The organism is Desulfitobacterium hafniense DCB-2 (genome assembly GCF_000021925.1).
Classification (GTDB): domain Bacteria; phylum Bacillota; class Desulfitobacteriia; order Desulfitobacteriales; family Desulfitobacteriaceae; genus Desulfitobacterium; species Desulfitobacterium hafniense.
This window is the reverse complement of the sequence record NC_011830.1, coordinates 1,056,089-1,074,398: the sequence shown is the minus strand read 5'-3', so window position 1 is coordinate 1,074,398 and position 18,310 is coordinate 1,056,089. Positions and strand designations below refer to the sequence as shown.

At 41.9% G+C, this 18,310-nt stretch carries 24 protein-coding genes; 2 read left to right on the top strand and 22 right to left on the bottom strand.

Annotated features, from left to right (window positions below; all coding sequences use genetic code 11):
* Window positions 1-4: 4 nt before the first annotated feature.
* The 8 genes from DHAF_RS04945 to DHAF_RS04910 form a co-directional block, all read right to left on the bottom strand.
* Window positions 5-370: a hypothetical protein gene (locus DHAF_RS04945; RefSeq protein WP_015943136.1), complete on the bottom strand. Its 366-nt coding sequence runs from the start codon at window positions 368-370 to the stop codon at window positions 5-7.
* Between the two features lie 13 nt (window positions 371-383).
* The gene (locus tag DHAF_RS04940) at window positions 384-1,037 is read right to left on the bottom strand and encodes a C39 family peptidase (RefSeq protein ID WP_011461761.1); all 654 of its coding nucleotides are present in this window, start codon (window positions 1,035-1,037) and stop codon (window positions 384-386) included.
* Between the two features lie 14 nt (window positions 1,038-1,051).
* Window positions 1,052-2,122 (bottom strand): EFR1 family ferrodoxin, encoded by a 1,071-nt coding sequence (locus DHAF_RS04935; protein ID WP_005807789.1) that lies wholly within the window; start codon window positions 2,120-2,122, stop codon window positions 1,052-1,054.
* A gap of 20 nt (window positions 2,123-2,142) precedes the next feature.
* Entirely contained in the window at window positions 2,143-2,550 is a 408-nt protein-coding gene (locus tag DHAF_RS04930; protein WP_005807790.1) for a molybdenum cofactor biosynthesis protein MoaE, read from the bottom strand.
* Window positions 2,551-2,628: 78 nt separating this feature from the next.
* Window positions 2,629-3,534, bottom strand: coding sequence for a hypothetical protein (locus DHAF_RS04925; RefSeq protein WP_242659982.1), 906 nt, complete (start codon window positions 3,532-3,534; stop codon window positions 2,629-2,631).
* 312 nt (window positions 3,535-3,846) lie between these two features.
* A complete protein-coding gene (locus tag DHAF_RS04920) occupies window positions 3,847-4,512 on the bottom strand; it encodes a class I SAM-dependent methyltransferase (RefSeq protein WP_011461763.1) in 666 nt (221 codons plus the stop codon).
* A gap of 119 nt (window positions 4,513-4,631) precedes the next feature.
* The gene (locus DHAF_RS04915; protein WP_015943133.1) at window positions 4,632-4,979 is read right to left on the bottom strand and encodes an SHOCT domain-containing protein; all 348 of its coding nucleotides are present in this window, start codon (window positions 4,977-4,979) and stop codon (window positions 4,632-4,634) included.
* 184 nt (window positions 4,980-5,163) lie between these two features.
* Window positions 5,164-5,685, bottom strand: a complete 522-nt coding sequence (locus DHAF_RS04910) for a hypothetical protein (RefSeq protein WP_015943132.1) — start codon at window positions 5,683-5,685, stop codon at window positions 5,164-5,166.
* A 202-nt stretch (window positions 5,686-5,887) separates the two neighbouring features.
* On the opposite strand from DHAF_RS04910, the gene DHAF_RS04905 reads away from it, so the two are divergent.
* A complete protein-coding gene (locus tag DHAF_RS04905; RefSeq protein ID WP_015942619.1) occupies window positions 5,888-7,246 on the top strand; it encodes an IS1182-like element ISDha11 family transposase in 1,359 nt (452 codons plus the stop codon).
* Between the two features lie 71 nt (window positions 7,247-7,317).
* Here the strand turns inward: DHAF_RS04905 and DHAF_RS04900 are convergent, their stop codons facing one another.
* From DHAF_RS04900 to DHAF_RS26315, 7 genes are all read right to left on the bottom strand, one after another.
* On the bottom strand, window positions 7,318-7,527 hold the full coding sequence (locus DHAF_RS04900) for a hypothetical protein (RefSeq protein WP_242659937.1): 210 nt from the start codon (window positions 7,525-7,527) through the stop codon (window positions 7,318-7,320).
* 111 nt (window positions 7,528-7,638) lie between these two features.
* On the bottom strand, window positions 7,639-8,214 hold the full coding sequence (locus DHAF_RS04895) for a hypothetical protein (RefSeq protein ID WP_015943130.1): 576 nt from the start codon (window positions 8,212-8,214) through the stop codon (window positions 7,639-7,641).
* Between the two features lie 116 nt (window positions 8,215-8,330).
* On the bottom strand, window positions 8,331-8,951 hold the full coding sequence (locus DHAF_RS04890) for a hypothetical protein (RefSeq protein WP_015943129.1): 621 nt from the start codon (window positions 8,949-8,951) through the stop codon (window positions 8,331-8,333).
* A gap of 276 nt (window positions 8,952-9,227) precedes the next feature.
* Window positions 9,228-9,686 carry a GNAT family N-acetyltransferase gene (locus DHAF_RS04885; protein WP_041271921.1) on the bottom strand — a complete coding sequence of 153 codons (459 nt, stop codon included), beginning with the start codon at window positions 9,684-9,686 and terminating at the stop codon, window positions 9,228-9,230.
* Window positions 9,687-9,782: 96 nt separating this feature from the next.
* Window positions 9,783-10,139: a cupin domain-containing protein gene (locus tag DHAF_RS04880; RefSeq protein ID WP_015943127.1), complete on the bottom strand. Its 357-nt coding sequence runs from the start codon at window positions 10,137-10,139 to the stop codon at window positions 9,783-9,785.
* 47 nt (window positions 10,140-10,186) lie between these two features.
* Window positions 10,187-10,360 (bottom strand): M20/M25/M40 family metallo-hydrolase, encoded by a 174-nt coding sequence (locus DHAF_RS26255; protein WP_242659936.1) that lies wholly within the window; start codon window positions 10,358-10,360, stop codon window positions 10,187-10,189.
* Window positions 10,312-10,593, bottom strand: a complete 282-nt coding sequence (locus DHAF_RS26315) for a hypothetical protein (protein ID WP_041271920.1) — start codon at window positions 10,591-10,593, stop codon at window positions 10,312-10,314. Before DHAF_RS26315 ends, DHAF_RS26255 begins: the two co-directional genes overlap by 49 nt.
* A gap of 230 nt (window positions 10,594-10,823) precedes the next feature.
* On the opposite strand from DHAF_RS26315, the gene DHAF_RS04870 reads away from it, so the two are divergent.
* Complete coding sequence (locus tag DHAF_RS04870; RefSeq protein ID WP_005808763.1) at window positions 10,824-12,575, top strand: bifunctional 3'-5' exonuclease/DNA polymerase; 1,752 nt, start codon at window positions 10,824-10,826, stop codon at window positions 12,573-12,575.
* Window positions 12,576-12,582: 7 nt separating this feature from the next.
* On the opposite strand, the gene DHAF_RS04865 is transcribed toward DHAF_RS04870, so the two are convergent.
* From DHAF_RS04865 to DHAF_RS04835, 7 genes are all read right to left on the bottom strand, one after another.
* Window positions 12,583-12,966 (bottom strand): hypothetical protein, encoded by a 384-nt coding sequence (locus tag DHAF_RS04865; protein WP_015943126.1) that lies wholly within the window; start codon window positions 12,964-12,966, stop codon window positions 12,583-12,585.
* Between the two features lie 27 nt (window positions 12,967-12,993).
* Window positions 12,994-13,446, bottom strand: coding sequence for a GNAT family N-acetyltransferase (locus tag DHAF_RS04860; RefSeq protein ID WP_015943125.1), 453 nt, complete (start codon window positions 13,444-13,446; stop codon window positions 12,994-12,996).
* A gap of 149 nt (window positions 13,447-13,595) precedes the next feature.
* Window positions 13,596-13,925 (bottom strand): GNAT family N-acetyltransferase, encoded by a 330-nt coding sequence (locus DHAF_RS04855; protein ID WP_015943124.1) that lies wholly within the window; start codon window positions 13,923-13,925, stop codon window positions 13,596-13,598.
* A gap of 52 nt (window positions 13,926-13,977) precedes the next feature.
* Window positions 13,978-14,448, bottom strand: a complete 471-nt coding sequence (locus DHAF_RS04850) for a hypothetical protein (RefSeq protein WP_005808757.1) — start codon at window positions 14,446-14,448, stop codon at window positions 13,978-13,980.
* A 16-nt stretch (window positions 14,449-14,464) separates the two neighbouring features.
* Window positions 14,465-15,298, bottom strand: a complete 834-nt coding sequence (locus DHAF_RS04845) for a methyltransferase domain-containing protein (RefSeq protein WP_005808755.1) — start codon at window positions 15,296-15,298, stop codon at window positions 14,465-14,467.
* A 187-nt stretch (window positions 15,299-15,485) separates the two neighbouring features.
* Entirely contained in the window at window positions 15,486-16,844 is a 1,359-nt protein-coding gene (locus tag DHAF_RS04840; RefSeq protein ID WP_015942619.1) for an IS1182-like element ISDha11 family transposase, read from the bottom strand.
* A 215-nt stretch (window positions 16,845-17,059) separates the two neighbouring features.
* Complete coding sequence (locus DHAF_RS04835; RefSeq protein ID WP_005808753.1) at window positions 17,060-17,749, bottom strand: hypothetical protein; 690 nt, start codon at window positions 17,747-17,749, stop codon at window positions 17,060-17,062.
* Window positions 17,750-18,310 lie beyond the last annotated feature (561 nt).

Genomic DNA, 18,310 nt, shown 5'->3' with positions numbered 1-18,310 from the left:
CCACCTATCTCCGGACCTTCCTATCCAATGTTAATAAAATGGCAGAAGCTAAATAACCAAGTGAAACCAACAAAAAAAATCTAAGGACGCTTGGCGTCATTGCTGCGTAAAGGCTGAGTGGCAGAGAATAAACAAACACACCATACATTAACCGAATGATTCCATAGAATGAAGCCACTAGTCCAAGAATCACCGGGAGCCCAAATCCTATAAAAATTATGGGTATCGTTTCATTGAATGTATATTGAATTGCCCATAATGCCCATAAAATAAACACTATAATTCCGCTTACAGTAGCTGCTATGCCAATAAATATTCCGACCCGTCCTATCCTGTTCAGGCTTTGAAAGGACCCCATAAAGACTTTCATCGGAACCCCTCCCCTACTGCTCCACTACAAAGTAAATTTGTTCAAAAAAAGGTATTTCATTTTTCCACTGAGATAAGAATTCCTCATTGGTCATTGTTCTGTTATACCCTCTGGAATTATCAGTATCCATATTTGAATCATAGAGAAAAATAGTGTCTTCATCGTATCCGACAACCGTTACATAGTGTTGCCAGCTGACAAAATGTCCTATTAACACAATAACCGGCTTTCCCTGATTTAGCCGTGTTTTCAGCTGTTCCAGATTCCCACTAAACATGTTCACTTGATAATTATATTTCTCAAAAATGTCTATTAGTGCTTGGGGCATTACATACCCATTGGAAAATTTGTGCCCAAGTTCTTGATAATTGTCCCTCCCGCTTATTTCTTCGCCCAAAACTCTAAGAACATAAGCAGAAGAAAAGCCGGCACATTGCCCCTTTTCCTGTTTTTCGAAATAGCTCTTTGTTTCCATGAAATACCCAGGGCTGTAGTTTATGGCTTTCGTATCTTCCCGGGGCAAGGTTTGAGCATAAATATCTAAAACCGTTAATCCAGCTCCGCTCAGTGTTAAAACTAATTGAAGTGCAATGTTGAATGCGATCACCGTACTAAGTAAAAAAAGTACGATTTTCTTGAATAGATTCATCTTTTTTAAGTATCTCAATAGTTTGCACTCCCCTAGACTTGTTTTTTGAGCATATCCCCTAATTTTGTATCAGGCTCATGATACCGGCGGTAAATATGGGTCAATGTCGTGTAGGTGCAAAGCTTATTAAGCAGAGGAATTTGAATAAGCAAAAAAAGAACAAGGTTGGCTATAAAAAACACAAACAAGATGTAACTATAATTAAGCAGAGCACTCACAACAAACAAATAGGGTCCCATGGGCGCGGATTCACCTAGTTCATTTAATATATAGACGGATACCGGCAGTGTCGCCAAAAAATACAAGATAACGGCAAAGGGGTGGCTCACTTCAACGGCTTGGTTAGGACAATAGCCCATGCATCTCATGCAGCTTTCACAAGCAAATGTCCAATATGGTCGGGGTTTGTTATTCCCCACCATTTTTATAGCCTTAACCGGACAGCTTTCAGCACACAAACCACAACCCGTACAATCCCCGGAGGCAAAAAACAGTTTCGACAGAAAAAAACGCCCTATAATCAGATAGCCCAAAGAAACGGGACTCAGCATCAGGCCCAGGATGAGGGGGACAATCCCTCTAAACCCTTTCTTACCTTCTAAAATGCTGTTTATGAAAGCATCCGCCTTAGCCTTTGCCCTATCAATGATGAATCCGGAATTAACAGAATTCAGCCCCCAGTGCAATGCTATCCAGTTGGATGGCATATCAAGCCCCATAACTCCCCGAACACTGTATCCCTTCAAAATCAGTATAAGGGCAATAAGATAACCCGCAGTCCCCTCCATTCCGGGAAACGGAATAGAAGCGATTCTACTCCCGGCTCTTGTGGCCACCACAAAAGCATGTTTTCCCCTTCCCAAAGGCAGACGCAGCGCGTACCTAATCACATGCCAAGGTGCTGTAAATCCATGGGTGGGAAACACCACTCCCAACAGCTCACCGGAGCCTTTATCCACATCAGACTCCTCCCGGCATCTGGCGATCGGATACAGCTCCGACCTTATCCCTCTTTGCTTACCCATTTTCGTCATCCATGCGGCGGCTCTGAAGGAGTTTCCTGTTCCGCTCATAAAGTTTATTAACAGGGATTTATAATCCATACCGGCCTCCCTTTGCCTGACTACTTCCGCTCAATTTCGGTAACGCATTCGTTTTTGATCCTTCCCACCAGATATTGGAGAGCATCCACCACATGAGGCCTGATATCTCCTCCTATCAGGACAACCATGATATCATCACCCAGCTCAAGCTGACCTTCATTAAGCCAAACCCTGACATGGAAAATCCCGTCCATCTTATAAGTTTCCGCAATTACTTCATCAACCTTTGCCGCATCATAAGCGAATTCCATGCCTTTTACCATGGACCCGTCATCAATTCCCTGGCGCACTTTTGCCTTAGGCGTTTGACGCACAACGCCATTATGAACCAGAAACATTCCCTCCTGTACTGCCGCCGGATCAGCTTTTGCCTCTTTGAGCCACTCATCAATCGATGGCGGCGTTTTTTTCATTTTTCCATTAATCATAAATCAAAACACTCCTTCATTGATATTTAAAGCAAATACTTAAAGCACCCTGCTTCTGTACGGCCACTCCCTGAGCAGCTAAAAAATTCCGGGTATCAAATAAGCCATATAGAGCCCCAAACCAAAGGATACCGCATTGGCAACCAGGGCATAGAAGGGAATAAGCCATCTTCTCTTCAAATCCTTACCGCTGTATTTAGGCAGAAGAGCAGAATACACCCCTGCTTCAATGACAAACACAAGAAATTCCATCCAAATATAGTTAAATACAAACATCATACTCCCTTGATTATAGTTGATAACATTGAGCAGGATGTTCAGGATCGATTGAGTAACAACATTTACAGTTCCTATAAGCAAAAGCTGCTTTTTGGCTCTGAAACCAAACAGTAGCGCAATCAGAACTTCAATCGCCACAGTTGCGATAATTCTGGCCAGAAGAGAAATCAGTTCCCATGTATAATCATAATTCCTCACCGCTTCGATATTCTCAATGGGTGTAATTGATTCTAACTCCAAACCTTTCACATCGGTACTATAATAACTGTGAAAAGCATAGCGTTCATATGCTTCTCCACTAACGGCAAATTGATCATATGCAGGAAAGTAAATTAAAATTTTAAACTTGGGCGGTGGATAGTACCCCCAGGTAAACTGGGCTGTCTCGCTGCATTCTCCGAAATACTGCAAAAAATAATATCCGTCTTTGTCCTGATAGGAAAGGAGCTTTTCCCAAATCTCATAATCTTCATCACCTTCATGATATCTTTGGTTACCAGGATGTTCTCCTAAGGCACTATGAGGTCCAGTGGAAGCTATCTCAGACAGCAGAGTTACATAATATTTTTCGTCTTCAAGACCCTTGAAGTCAATAACCACGGAAGGCTTAGGGCCTATATCGGCATAGACTGCCATGGGCATGACGGTAAACATAAGTATAATGCCCAGCACTATGGAAAATACTTTCCTTTGCAAAAGCTCCACCACCTTCCACTAACCTTACTTACTCGTACTGCGCAAATGATTCATAGACCGCAGAGCCATTCTTATCCAAACTTTAGCTATCTTTGCCCGGAAGCTTATCTATCAGCTCCTCGATTTTTATGATAATTAATTCATCATTTTGGGTTTTCCTCTTCATAAAATTAATGATACTTATCATAAAGAATATTATGAAAGCGAAAAATGCTAAATAGATTATAAGGATAATTTCAGGCATCTTTTTCCTCCTCTCATCTACATCCCATCATGGACGGCAGAAGTTCCTGGCGATAATGGCAATCTGTTGTGACGGTTTCAAATATGTTCTGGGCCGTCGCCTGTTACACACTGCTTCTTTGCAAGAAAAAACATATCGTTCGTTTTGCTTCCATCACTTTCAAGATATTCATCACGTTGAACTTCATTAATCTTTAAACCGTTCGTACATAATACATTCGATATGAACTCTTCCGAATAGTAATTAAAAAATATAAAATCATTCGAACTAAAACTTGTCGTCTCGAAACCAGATCTGCAGCCTTCCATACAACTTAGGTACAATAGCCCCCCTTCACGTAATACTTTGCTAATATCTTGGATAAACGTCCCAGCTTCCTCATCTGTTAAGTGCGGTAAGCAAAAGGATGCTATTACTGCGTCGAAGGCATTTTCCTCTAAATCCATATTCCTAATATCTCCTACCCTAAACTCGACGCAGGGGGAAATTACATTTACCTTTGCATGCCTGATCATTTCACTGGAAAGATCTATCCCTAAAACCTCGAATTCCTTATCCAATTCAACCAATTGCTTGGCTACATTTCCAGGACCACACCCAAGGTCAAGGACTTTTGCTCCAGCCGCTAAAATTCTGCCAAAGGATTGAATTCTCTTAGCATACCCAGGAAAATTCATAAACTTTTCCTCATACAAACTAGCATGTAAGTCGTATGTTTCGATAGTCCGCTCTGTTTTGTCCACTTTAGTCTCTCACCTCATCGATCACTTTCTCGATAGACCTTATCCGCAGTAACTAAGCAATATCACTATATTTATCAAAGTAAAAAAGGCAAAAGCTTTCCGCATTATACTCTCTCCCATTACCATTCCGACTTCATGATATCAGCACGTTTCTTTGCAAATTCAGAATCTGTGATTAATCCGTCCTCTTTAAGCCTATTAAGCTTGCGTAGCTTTGCCTCAAAATCCTCTTCCCTATTAATACCTTGATGATTAGGCTCTACATCTATCTCCCAAGAAGCTACACCTTTATCAGTAAAGTAATTATAAGCATGCATTCCTGCTATAGCCATCGCCATTATGGTCCAAAAAATACCGAACATCCCCATCATGGGTATAATACTAAATCCGATAATAACAAAAACGGCCCCACCGATCATCCCAACAAAAGACTGAGATTTACTCGGTTTAACACGCACTCTTCTCACTCTGATCCCCTCCATCCATATTTAGCCCTATCTATAAAAACAGGCTTCTTAATCAGGTTCCGGCCATGGAGCAATATAGTAAAACCAGCTCTCCCCTATAAAGTGCCTATACAGTACAATTCAATATATACTTAAACATTCCTCCAATTTATCCACTTATTTTACATATCGTACCTGCCCTGGCTCAATAATCAAACTTATTTTGCCATTGCTCAAGCCAATCACTATAATTTATGGAGTGAACTTCTTCCAATGTCTTGCCATCAAGAGACCAATAGCCGCCGGCCATTGGTTCGTCGATAGCCGGATAGGAAATTCCGCCGACAACCTCTTTATCAGCAATATATACCCAGACACGGGTTTCACCCTTTGACTTTACGATATTCTCAGGATACCTGCTTGTAGACTGCCAGTTATCAAAAGGATGATTCTTAATGATGAACTTTTCCACATACACCTCTTTGCCCAGGTGCTTGCTGGGATCTTCCCTTTGCAATCCCCAGTAAATCATATAAGGCATGCTCATGAGCTTTTCCTTAGTCAGGATATAGTTTTCTGCGTTACCCTCATACGCAATAATTTCGTAGCCCTTATCTTTTAGGTAATCCGCTCCTATGACGCTATTTTCACTCGTTATCTCTTTAGTAGAACACCCGCTAAGCAAGAGAGCTATAATCATAACCGCAAAAGCAACTATTTTCTTCACTTTACTCGCCTCCATTTAATATAGACGCTGATGGCCATATCTTTCTTCCCGATAATTTCATATAGTTGAATTAGTTTCATAACTTGAACCCATTGATATTTCTACTTTTTTTGACAACTAAAAAAGGAGTACCTCCCCAACATCTCGAAATTGTAGTCGTCCAAAACACAAACACCGAGAGGTGGGAAAGGAGTACTCCCTGATGTTTAATATTCGCCAAGAACGTCTATTTTCCTTGGAGGAAATTTTAGAAACTTCTCCAAGAGATTCATATTCTCTAATTCTTGGGTCTTTGGACATTATTCCTTTACTCAATGCAGTTTCTAAAAAGGCTATCTTTGGAGCCCCAACTCAACTAAACTATTCTGCTATGATCTACTCATTAATCATTCGAGTAATTGAAAGAATCCCTACAATTAAGGATTTGCGTAAGCGGTTAAAGAACAGCTTAGAGTTTCGATTCGACTGTGGATTCACTCTTGCTGACTCTGTTCCTAGTGAAGCATCCTATTGCCGGATGATTAAGAAAATCCAAGATTCCTCTGCCTTGGCAAATTCTCAGGATGATTTGGTGCTTCAGGCATTCAAAGAAGGGTTTATCGGTCCGAAATGTGCTGTTGCAATCGATGCTACCCATATCGAAGCCAGAGATCGCAAGCCTGAAAAAAAGAAGGAAAAAACAGTGGTTGAGCAAGCTCCCAAAAAGCGTGGTCGAAAGCCCAAAGCAGAACGCGAGGCTTGGCTCAAAGAACAGGAGGAGCTAGAAAAGAATCGCCCCATATTTGAAAAGAAGATTGAAGATCAACTTCCCTACAGCTTTACAGAATTAGTACAACACATCCCACTTGATCCTCAATGGGGTATTAAGAAGAATTCAGAAGGTAAAAACGTGTTCTGGTATGGCTTCAAAGGGCACCTCCTTGTCGATTGTAAGGGCCAATACGTTTTAAGCTCCTTACTCTCTTCGGGGAATATAAATGACGGAAAAATGGCCATTCCTCTAATTAAAGCTCTGAGTGAAAAGCACCCTTATTTGAACCCCTCCCATATCCTTGCGGATGCAGGATATGACTATGCTCCAATTTACGAGCAAGCTAGAAGTATAGGAGCACAAGCGCTGATTGATTACAATCGACGAAATGAGCAACTTCCAGAGGGCAAAGATAAATATTTTCGTCCAATATGCCAGAAGGGTTATTCATACCGCTACGACAGCTATGATCCATGCTATGACACTGTAAAATATACTCAACCCAAGGAATGCAAGGAGTGTTCACTTAGGGAAAGCAATACCTGTCAAAGGGTGTTTAAGATGAAGGTTTCATCAGATCCTAGAAAATACACTGTACCAGCTAGGGGAAGTGACCGTTACTTTGAACTTTACAAACAACGAACTGCTGTAGAGCGAGTCAATGCGTATCTCAAGGAGTATTTCCAGCTCAACAATATCCGTCATCGTGGAAAACGTGCCCAAGTAGATTTTCAGTTTTCAATCTTGGCCTATACCCTATGCAAATTAGCTGTCGATCGCCTAAATAAGTCAACGAGTATGGCCGCTTAGTTTTTTAAAAAACGGAAATTCCGAAATTCTGTTAGTCTGTTTTATTTTCGGACTAACATTATGAAATTAACTCAGTTCAAATAATCATACCGGCGACAATCTGCCGGATTTCCCGCCAACACCACCGGATAGAAAGCTAAAGGCGGGATACTTCCCGCCTTTAGACCTGTTTTTTCTTTAGCATCCTTTTCATCTGGCATTGTTTTTCTCAGCAACATACCGCACCGCTCTTCAACAGCAGCCTTAGCACCGATCATAGAGCTTTCAGATATCCTGTTCACAATTGACTACCACACCATCGGATTGGCTAAAAAACAAAATTCCCAAACGTTTGGGAATTTGACCTATACTTGAACTGTCCTGCTCCTGAGCCTATATGGCCACCCGCCACCTCAACCTGAAGACTCTCTCCCCCAATAATTATCATGGAAAAGCTGCCATAAAACTTCACCATCCTTAGACTTACAACGAATTTGATAATAGTCCTTATTCCCAGGTTCTGTTTGAAACGCAACAAACCTACGGGAATTTACTTCAGCAATAGACAATAGTTTCTTTTCCGTATCCGTTTCATATTCAACAATTATGATTTCCGGGTCAATTACTTCGAGTATTCCGAAGCAGTCCAGGCTCGACATTCTTACCGGATCTTCAGGCTTATAAGGCTGTTGCCCCATGTGTGCAAAAGTCCACTTATCGGATTTCCATTTATACACAGATGACCCAAAGATCTTGGTTCCATCAGCAAACTCACCATCAAATAGTTCAAACTTTTTCTCCCCATTTGGGGTTAACAACCGAAGTACCGGCCCCTGCTCCTCAATACCGGTCTCTATTATGAACGGCTGCGATCCTCTTATCGGAGGATCATCCAAAACGAAGCAGGTTGTTAAGGCTAATAATCCTCCCAGCATAACACTAACTATTGCTAGATATATTAGTCCTTTAACACCGGCTTGCAGATGCATCAGTAATTCCCCCAAATCACTACCTATAACTATTTAAAGCTTCCTAGGCATTTGCTAATGATAATTCTCTGATAGCATTCCTGGGATTCCCAATATGTCCCGTTATCAAACTCTTTCTACAGTATATCGATAAATGAAGTTTCCGTGAAAACGCTGCCATATCTACGCAAATCATTTAAATCACTCTGCAATAGACCATTATGATCATACAGTTCGATCGCTTCAACTTCCGCAACCGGTTTCAAAGAAATGATATAGCCCAGTCCCACAGGTTCTTCGATTATTTCTCCATTTTTAAACTTAATCAAAATGCTCTGTATATCAACGGTTTTTTTAGTATCTGTCTCTATCTCCCACTTAGTATCATTGAAACTTCCAAATACTATAGCATTATTTTCATATTCCAATAGATTGACAGTAAAACACATACTAAGGGGTGTAAAACCTGTTGCCCTCTTTTCGATACTTTTTTCGCTATTGATCAGGAACAACTCTGTTGATGAATGACCGTCGCCCGAATATTTTTCCGCCAAAACTAAAACCTTATCGTCTAACGGCCTTTGGGCAAGAATCATTAACTCACCTTCGTTCGTAGGCTCAAACCTCTTATAGTAAGATTCTACAATCTCATTTATGGTATCCTTTGCAGAATCTGGGTGTTCTGCACACCCTATTGTAAAACTCAATAAGCTATATAGAATAACTATGAAAGTCACTGCTCGCCTTTTTCTTGCCATTATATGCACTCCTCTGTTTTACAATATTCGTGATATCCCACAGACGGCGCGCCCTAGACTATCATCTTTTTCACCTTTACAAAAATACCACGTATCACTCAAATGTCACGGGCACAACCTTCGATCTCGTTAGCCTCTTACCCATACTTTTCTTTTACATATACGCATATTATCACAGCAACAATTATTCCTATTCTATACCTGGTAGACAAATAAGCCTCTCCCTTATTATTGGAATTTTAATTTCTTCGACGATAGATCGGGGACTTCAAGGCCCTAAACAGGCTTTCGCATCATGAATACTGATTCGACTCCCTCAAAGCCAAACTGTTCATACAACCCATGAGCATCTCGGGTTACTAAAGCGATCCTGACATTTTTGAACTCTGGTGTCTCCAGAATACATGCTATCAGCTTTTTACCAAGCCCTTTCCTCCTATGATTTCTATCGATATAAACATCACTTATCCATACTATCGTTGCATAGTCGGTCACAACACGAGCAAAACCAACCTGCTCTTCTCTATAATATACTCCGTAACAAAATGAATGCTCTATCGTCTTTTCAATAAGCTCCTTTGTTCTGTCACCAGCCCAGTAACTATCGGACAAAAATTCCTTCACCCGATCCGCTGACACCAACGACTTATCAGTATTTATAATATACTCCCTAAATTCCCACCTCATCATAAAGCCTCCAAACTTATTTTTATGGATAAGCTGTTTTAATGCCATTATACCATTTTCTTCTCCAAGTACATTTATGATTACTTAACCCCGCTCCTCATACAAAACCCGGTGCGCAACTGCCGCACCGGGTTCTTTTTTATATTATTCTTTTACCGAATAAAGGATTACCGCCAGATATTCCAAATCAACGTCACCAATATTCTCGATGGAATGAAAATCCCCCTCTTTGCATTGAGTCATATCCCCAGGCCCAAGTTCACAGATGTTACCATTATCGTTAACAAGGGCTTTTCCTTTGAGAATATAGTAGGTCTCGAAGTCACCGGCATGGGTATGCTGACCGATGGAGCCTCCCGGGGGAATGATGCTGACCCCGAAAAGACGACCGGTGCCGTACATCTCATCCTTCTGCAGAATATTAACAATACGGACCGTATCCTTGCCACCTTTTAAATTCGGTTCCAATTCGATAGGCAAATCTTTGGCTTTCTTAATCATGATTATCCTTACCTTTCTCATAGTGATTATTGCATGGTGTATAAGTATTATTGCATATTCAGAATCAAATCATAGATAACAGCAACCGCTTTGGCTATATCAGCGTATTCGCTCCATTCGACAGGGCAGTGGCTCCTGCCGTCCTTACTCGGCACAAATACCATTACTGTATCTAGAACCTGACCGATAGCCAAGGTATCGTGTCCTGCTCCGGAAGGCATACGCTGCCAACTGTAGCCATGAGTTTAACAAGACCCATTTCTATTTTTTTCTGCTCAAGCACCGGACCTTGCTCAATATGCATTTCGATAAATGCCTTGATTGTGCTCAGATCTACCTTCGCTTTCAGAACATTCTCCGGAACAAGGCCATATTCCTGCATAGCTTCGTAAACTGATATATCGTCTTTATCTTTATACTGATGCAGATCCTCAAGGGTAATCTGCCCCAGCATTGCTTTGGAGCCATCGATTTCAAATCAGCCTCAGTAAAAGTCTTCTCCAAATCCATATCCAATACGGCTGCGACAACCAGGAGAGGAGCGTTCAACCCATTTATCGGTTCTCTCCGCTGTGATATAATCGGTATGCCCCTAACTCCACTAATGTAAACGCTAAATCGGCTTGTCCCCATGATTCCACAGGCTTGCTATGATTTGATTTATGGTGGCCGAAAGGAGGAACTATGGATCTAAACGCTATGGATATAAAACGCATCCTCCACCCTGCTGATCTAGTGCCCTATATGGAAAAGCTGACAGCCGCCAAGGTCATCGCGGTGGATACCGAGACCACCGGACTGGACCCCCACACCTGCCAGCTCCGGCTGATCCAGTTGGCAGCGGAAGACCTCCCGGTGCTTGTGATCGACTGCTTTTCTTTCCTGCCCGAAGGCCGGGAGCTTATCAACGCTATCCTATCCACTTCAGGCGTCAAAGTCTTTCAGAATGCCAAGTTCGATCTGCAATTTCTGATGGCACTGGACATCTTTCCCCCAACTCTCTTTGATACCATGCTGGCCTCCCAGCTTCTGCGGGGCTCAGGGGGCCCTGTTCAGTCCAATTTGAAGGCGCTGGCCCAGCATTATTTAAATGAGGATCTGGATAAAGAGGAACAGACCAGCAACTGGCAGGGAGAGCTGACGGAATCCCAGATCCTCTATGCCGCCCGGGATGCGGAGATTCTCCTGAGATTGCGCAAGGTGATGATCCCGCAAATCCTGGAAAACCACCTGACCCAAATCGCCGAGATCGAGTTCCGTTGCGTCAAAGCCATGGCCCATCTTGAGTACCGGGGTATCTATCTTGATCGGCAAAAATGGCAGGAGCTTTATGAGAAAACGGAGGCAGAACGTAAAACAGCCCTTGACGAGCTCTATACCTATGTAGAAAGGCCTCTGATGCAGATGAGCCTCTGGGGGGAAGACGTGGCCATCAATCAAAACTTTGAAAGCCAGCAATTTGTTTTGAACGTACTGCACGAGCACGGCATTCCGGTGGCTGCTACGGCCAAACAAGACCTCTATCCCCATCGCCGGCATCCCTTAGTCAAAACTCTGCTCTCTTACCGGAAAGCCGCCAAATCCATCTCCGCCTTTTTGCAGCCTTTTACACCCCTGATCCACCCAGTGACGGGACGGCTCCATCCCCGCTACGGCCAGATCAGCGCCTGGAGCGGCAGAATGAGCTGCTGGAATCCCAACATCCAGCAAATTCCCCGGGATTCGGAATTCAGAGCCTGTTTTGCCGCACCACCGGGGCGGAAATTGATTTTAGCCGATTACTCCCAAATCGAATTGCGGGTAGCAGCGCAAATCTCCGGAGATACCCGGATGATTTCAGCCTATCAGCAAGGCGAGGATCTGCATCTGCTGACCGCTTCCCTTGTCGCTCATAAACCCATTGAAGAAATATCTCCTCAAGAACGCCAGGCTGCTAAAGCCGTGAATTTCGGGCTGATCTTCGGCATGGGGGCACCCGGGCTCCAACAATATGCCCAGCAAAATTACGGTGTGGAGATGTCCCTGGAACAAGCAACAGAATTCCGGGAGCGTTTTTTCAAAGCCTATACCGGAATCCACCGCTGGCACCAGTCCATTAAGGCTCATCTCCCAAAAGAAGGGCGAACCTTGGCCGGCAGAAAATTCGTCTATTATGAAAAAGCCGGGTTGCCCGGATACTATAATACACCTGTCCAGGGAACCGCGGCGGATATTGTGAAAAAAGCCTTGGGGCTTTTGATTGAACGCTTAGCGGGAACCGATACCTATATCGTCGGGATCGTTCATGATGAGATTCTGCTGGAAAGCCCGGCAGAAGAAGCTCATACAATGGCTGCTTTACTTAAGTCCACCATGGAGGAAGCCGCTAACGCCATTTTGCCCAAAGTGCCGACGAAAGTTGATGTGCTGGTTTCGGAGAGCTGGGCGGAGAAATAGAATTAAGCTATTTTATAGGAACAGAGTTTTGTGGCAGTTGCAGCATAAGCACAATACTATGCAAAGCCGCTACGCAAACACCAACTTGACTGATGGATTTCCATGATAAGACCGAAGCTATAATACATACTACTAAGCAAACTCGCACTGCCTTTCCCGTATTCGCTTTTCTGATACCGAGTAAGAGCAGAAAAACGACAACAATGGATAAAAGAGCTGTGATAATGGGGAGCCAGTTACCATATCCGAAGGGCATCAGACTAAAATATGAAAAATATCTAGTTACAAGTTCTGTGGGACCAGGTGCAAATGTCATAGCTATACCATATGGCGTCGCCATCAAAATTATGGCAATCAACATACAGCAAATTGAAATACCTTTTTTCACCATAATCGGTCCCCTCCTCTACCATAGGGTTCATTCAAACTCCATTCCCAATAATACATATTCCTCATTGAAACCACATCTTCGATAGAATCCCTGCGCTCCTTCATTGGCCCTCTCTGTTCCTACTTCAACTTCATCAAAGCCTCTTTTTAAAGCTTCCTCTTGAACCATTTGAACCAATCTTTTGCCGATTCCTTTCCCACGCTCAGCCTGGGTAATGATCAACTCATTAATGAGTGCCGTACCACCCTTATGAAAAACCGTTCTATAGAAAATCGCGGAAATGAATCCTACCACTTTTCCCGAAATCTCCGCAACTACATTTAAATATAGCTCTGGTCGTTGCTCCATTTCCGTAAAGATTTTGTTCACGTCTCGGAAGGCGATTTCATCACCTTGGACTACTTCCCTGAGCTCATTCATCAACTTAACTACGTCAGACAAATCATCCCTCTCACACAGTCTGATAATTACTTCCGACATAAAAATACCTCTTTTCACTTTGTTCCAAGTATCTTTCTTTCCACATTTCATTGCAGAATCATTTTAATATGAGGAAGTCCTGTTTTAGGGGATGAAAAACTATCTCCAGTGACCCACAAAAGCGAATTTTTTATAAAATTTGGTTGCTTCTACTTTTGCGCTAAGGTTACTCTATCCTTTTTATCCAAGCGGGCTTTATCAAGTAAACACTTTACCAATTCACTTCCCAAACCTTGATTCCAATATTCCTCGTCCACAACTATCTGTGATAATATTGCTTCCTGACCTTCATAATTCAATCTGGCATATCCATTAATTTTTCCCTCCGTAAGACAAATCATATGAATTGCTGTGTCCTCATATGAGTCAAAGATTATCTCTTGCTTAATATTCCATGGCCTGAAAAAGATCCGGTAACGCAAATCCACGGCCTGTTGATATAAGGGGTTATCCATATTTATAAATACATATTCAAACATTGTGGCCTCCTAAATCAGGTGTCAAAATACTTGGCAATGATAGCAACTGAGCTTACCCGTTAATTTCCTTGCGGTGCTGCAAGTGGATACCGATATGCCCGATTCCTAAAACCACGACCGCTATCAAAAGCCAGGCTACTTTCCCATAGATGCCAAGCAAAAAGAACGCCATAACAGGCAGTGTCGCACCGGCTACAGGAACACCGCAAAAGCTGCTATAAAAGTCCCCCAATGTCTTTTGGCTTCTGAAATACCGAAACCACCAAACTTCATACATAAGCATTAGTATCACTGCAGCAACAAGCCACAGCGTCCATAAAGACCACGGGCGAAGATTAAAGTCTGAGAAAATAAGGGCCGTACAGGTAACAAGAACCTGACCGATACGCTCAAAGAACAACAGGACCTTATTCTCGATTCGAAAATCATACCCCTGGGGCTGATGTCTTATCCATAGGAGGTTAGGAATTGTCAGCATCAGCAGAAAAATCAGCCCTATATATGAAAAACCCAGATGGCCCATTGCTTTACCCTCACTTCTACGTTCTCTTGCACCGGCATTTCTGAGCAATCACCTTATTCATCGCATGTTGGTGCAGTATGCCGGAGGAATCACAGTCAAAAATCACTTCTGAACATTCTTGAATCAACCAATCATGATAATGTGTAAATAGTTCACCTGAAACCCATTTGCACGCGGTCGGCTCTTTTTCCGGAGGTGGATCTATAAACGGTTTGTTTACAAACACATTAAAGATATGCAAACCATTAGGGTTGGTAAATTGTTTATAGTTGCTGAATATCTCTTTCCGCAATTGAGGTTTAACATAATGCAAAACACCACTTGAAAATAGGATATCAAAATTAGTATCCAAGCGGTAATCCAAAATATCTGCCTTAAATACTTTAACTTGGATACCGGCATTGTCAGCGAGACGCTTTGTTTTCTCGATGCCGGCATCAGAAATATCAAATGCGGTTACGTCATAACCATTCCTTGCAAAGAACACAGCGTCTTTCCCTTCACCGCATCCGATATCCAATAGTTTTAAACGAGTAGTTGGCGGTATTAACTCAAGTACACGCAAACACATTTTTGAAGGCACAATACCCCAGTAATACTCCTGAGTCTTATATTCTTCCTCATAGATAGTTATTTGCTTATCATAAGAAACGAAACCCAGTAACTTATCAATGCTTATATCCAATAGTTGTGACAACCCCGGCAACAGGGTTATGTCCGGCAAAGTCTGAGACGTTTCCCACTTTGAAACGGCTTGAAATGTTACTCCCAGTTTCCTGGCAAGCTCCTCTTGCGTAAATCCTTTTTCCTTGCGATATCTGCAAATATTTTTAGCCAATTCGCCTTTCATGCTTTCACGCTCCTCTCTACAGGACTTATTTTATTGTTCGGAAAGGAGCGATTCAATAACTCCACAGTTGAAAATCCTATCTATTCAACCTATGGTTGAATAACCTTAATAGTTGAGTTAATTTCATAATGTTAGTCCGAAAATAAAACAGACTAACAGAATTTCGGAATTTCCGTTTTTTAAAAAACTAAGCGGCCATACTCGTTGACTTATTTAGGCGATCGACAGCTAATTTGCATAGGGTATAGGCCAAGATTGAAAACTGAAAATCTACTTGGGCACGTTTTCCACGATGACGGATATTGTTGAGCTGGAAATACTCCTTGAGATACGCATTGACTCGCTCTACAGCAGTTCGTTGTTTGTAAAGTTCAAAGTAACGGTCACTTCCCCTAGCTGGTACAGTGTATTTTCTAGGATCTGATGAAACCTTCATCTTAAACACCCTTTGACAGGTATTGCTTTCCCTAAGTGAACACTCCTTGCATTCCTTGGGTTGAGTATATTTTACAGTGTCATAGCATGGATCATAGCTGTCGTAGCGGTATGAATAACCCTTCTGGCATATTGGACGAAAATATTTATCTTTGCCCTCTGGAAGTTGCTCATTTCGTCGATTGTAATCAATCAGCGCTTGTGCTCCTATACTTCTAGCTTGCTCGTAAATTGGAGCATAGTCATATCCTGCATCCGCAAGGATATGGGAGGGGTTCAAATAAGGGTGCTTTTCACTCAGAGCTTTAATTAGAGGAATGGCCATTTTTCCGTCATTTATATTCCCCGAAGAGAGTAAGGAGCTTAAAACGTATTGGCCCTTACAATCGACAAGGAGGTGCCCTTTGAAGCCATACCAGAACACGTTTTTACCTTCTGAATTCTTCTTAATACCCCATTGAGGATCAAGTGGGATGTGTTGTACTAATTCTGTAAAGCTGTAGGGAAGTTGATCTTCAATCTTCTTTTCAAATATGGGGCGATTCTTTTCTAGCTCCTCCTGTTCTTTGAGCCAAGCCTCGCGTTCTGCTTTGGGCTTTCGACCACGCTTTTTGGGAGCTTGCTCAACCACTGTTTTTTCCTTCTTTTTTTCAGGCTTGCGATCTCTGGCTTCGATATGGGTAGCATCGATTGCAACAGCACATTTCGGACCGATAAACCCTTCTTTGAATGCCTGAAGCACCAAATCATCCTGAGAATTTGCCAAGGCAGAGGAATCTTGGATTTTCTTAATCATCCGGCAATAGGATGCTTCACTAGGAACAGAGTCAGCAAGAGTGAATCCACAGTCGAATCGAAACTCTAAGCTGTTCTTTAACCGCTTACGCAAATCCTTAATTGTAGGGATTCTTTCAATTACTCGAATGATTAATGAGTAGATCATAGCAGAATAGTTTAGTTGAGTTGGGGCTCCAAAGATAGCCTTTTTAGAAACTGCATTGAGTAAAGGAATAATGTCCAAAGACCCAAGAATTAGAGAATATGAATCTCTTGGAGAAGTTTCTAAAATTTCCTCCAAGGAAAATAGACGTTCTTGGCGAATATTAAACATCAGGGAGTACTCCTTTCCCACCTCTCGGTGTTTGTGTTTTGGACGACTACAATTTCGAGATGTTGGGGAGGTACTCCTTTTTTAGTTGTCAAAAAAAGTAGAAATATCAATGGGTTCAAGTTATGAAACTAATTCAGTTAAATACTTTATTCGTTCCAACCACATTCATCATTCTCCAGTCGCAGGCGCTCTGTCTTATAAGGCGTGATCGCCCTTTATGTACCATGATAGATAAGCTTTGAAGAGTCTATATTATTAAAAAGCTCAAATTCAAAGGTTTCCCAATACCATTGAGAATCAAAGACGTTATCTCTGGTGATGCCATCGGCTAATTGAACCGAAATCTCTTTATCAACGATTATGGGTCTCCTGCGGCCAAACGATTTATATGATTCGTCAAAATCAATAAATTCTTTATCAAAATAGACCGTCCATGAGTCAGGCAGATACATTCTGATTTGAAAATCGCTCATGTCTTCTCTATAATCGGTTAGTTCCAACTTTATATTCAGTGTAACGTCATGATCTGTTATGCTTGAAATTTCAATGTCGATATCCTTAAAATCTATAGACCTCATTTCGTTATTTAGGTTTGATAGATAGATTGTTTTTGCTATATCCAGCGTTCCCCTCATTGCAGGCATTACCAGTATAAGCACAATGATAGTTATCAATAACTTGCTTTTGTCTGCAAACCACTCCAGCCTACACAATCCTCTTATGCCGATAAATAGCATTATTAATGGAACCAGGCCGGATAGATTAAGAACTGAGTTTTCAAATCGAATCGGCTTAACAATATACTGTATCATCGAATATGAATCCTGCGGCAGTTTATACACCAGGATCACTGATATAAATATAATGCCTAAGTATATAAACGCTCCCTTCAAATTTTTCCCCATTTCAAAATTCCCCCTGTCCTAAAGAACATTCCGATAGGATTATTCCTTATAACGTTCTGAGGGTCTACGACGCCGGATTATATCTGCATATTCCCCGATGCCACAAACCCTCTGTTGTATGCTGTGCTGCACTTCCTGTCCGAAGCCCGCTATTTAAATTTGGTGCTTCCTCAGCGACGATGTTCCAAGCAACACTGAATTTATCTGTCAGGGCAGCATGGAATGAACTATAAAATGTTACTCTTCACCTTCCATAATACTTGCTCAGCATCATTAGTCACAACTATTATTTATCGCGGTACTCACTCATTTTATCAACCAACTCATTATGACAATTCCATTATTACTTACCGCTTTCTTATCATGAAGGTCTGGATTTTACGAACTTTTAGAGCCTCCCCAGATTTATTGAGCCGCTTTAAGATTGATTATAATCTTTCCATCCCTATAATATCTTAGGATTTTCTTTGAATATCTCGCTTTTTCATAGAATTCCTAACTAACCAAACTAGCTCATCACGGATAGAATTTGCATAGAATGCCTAATTCAGAGAATTCGGG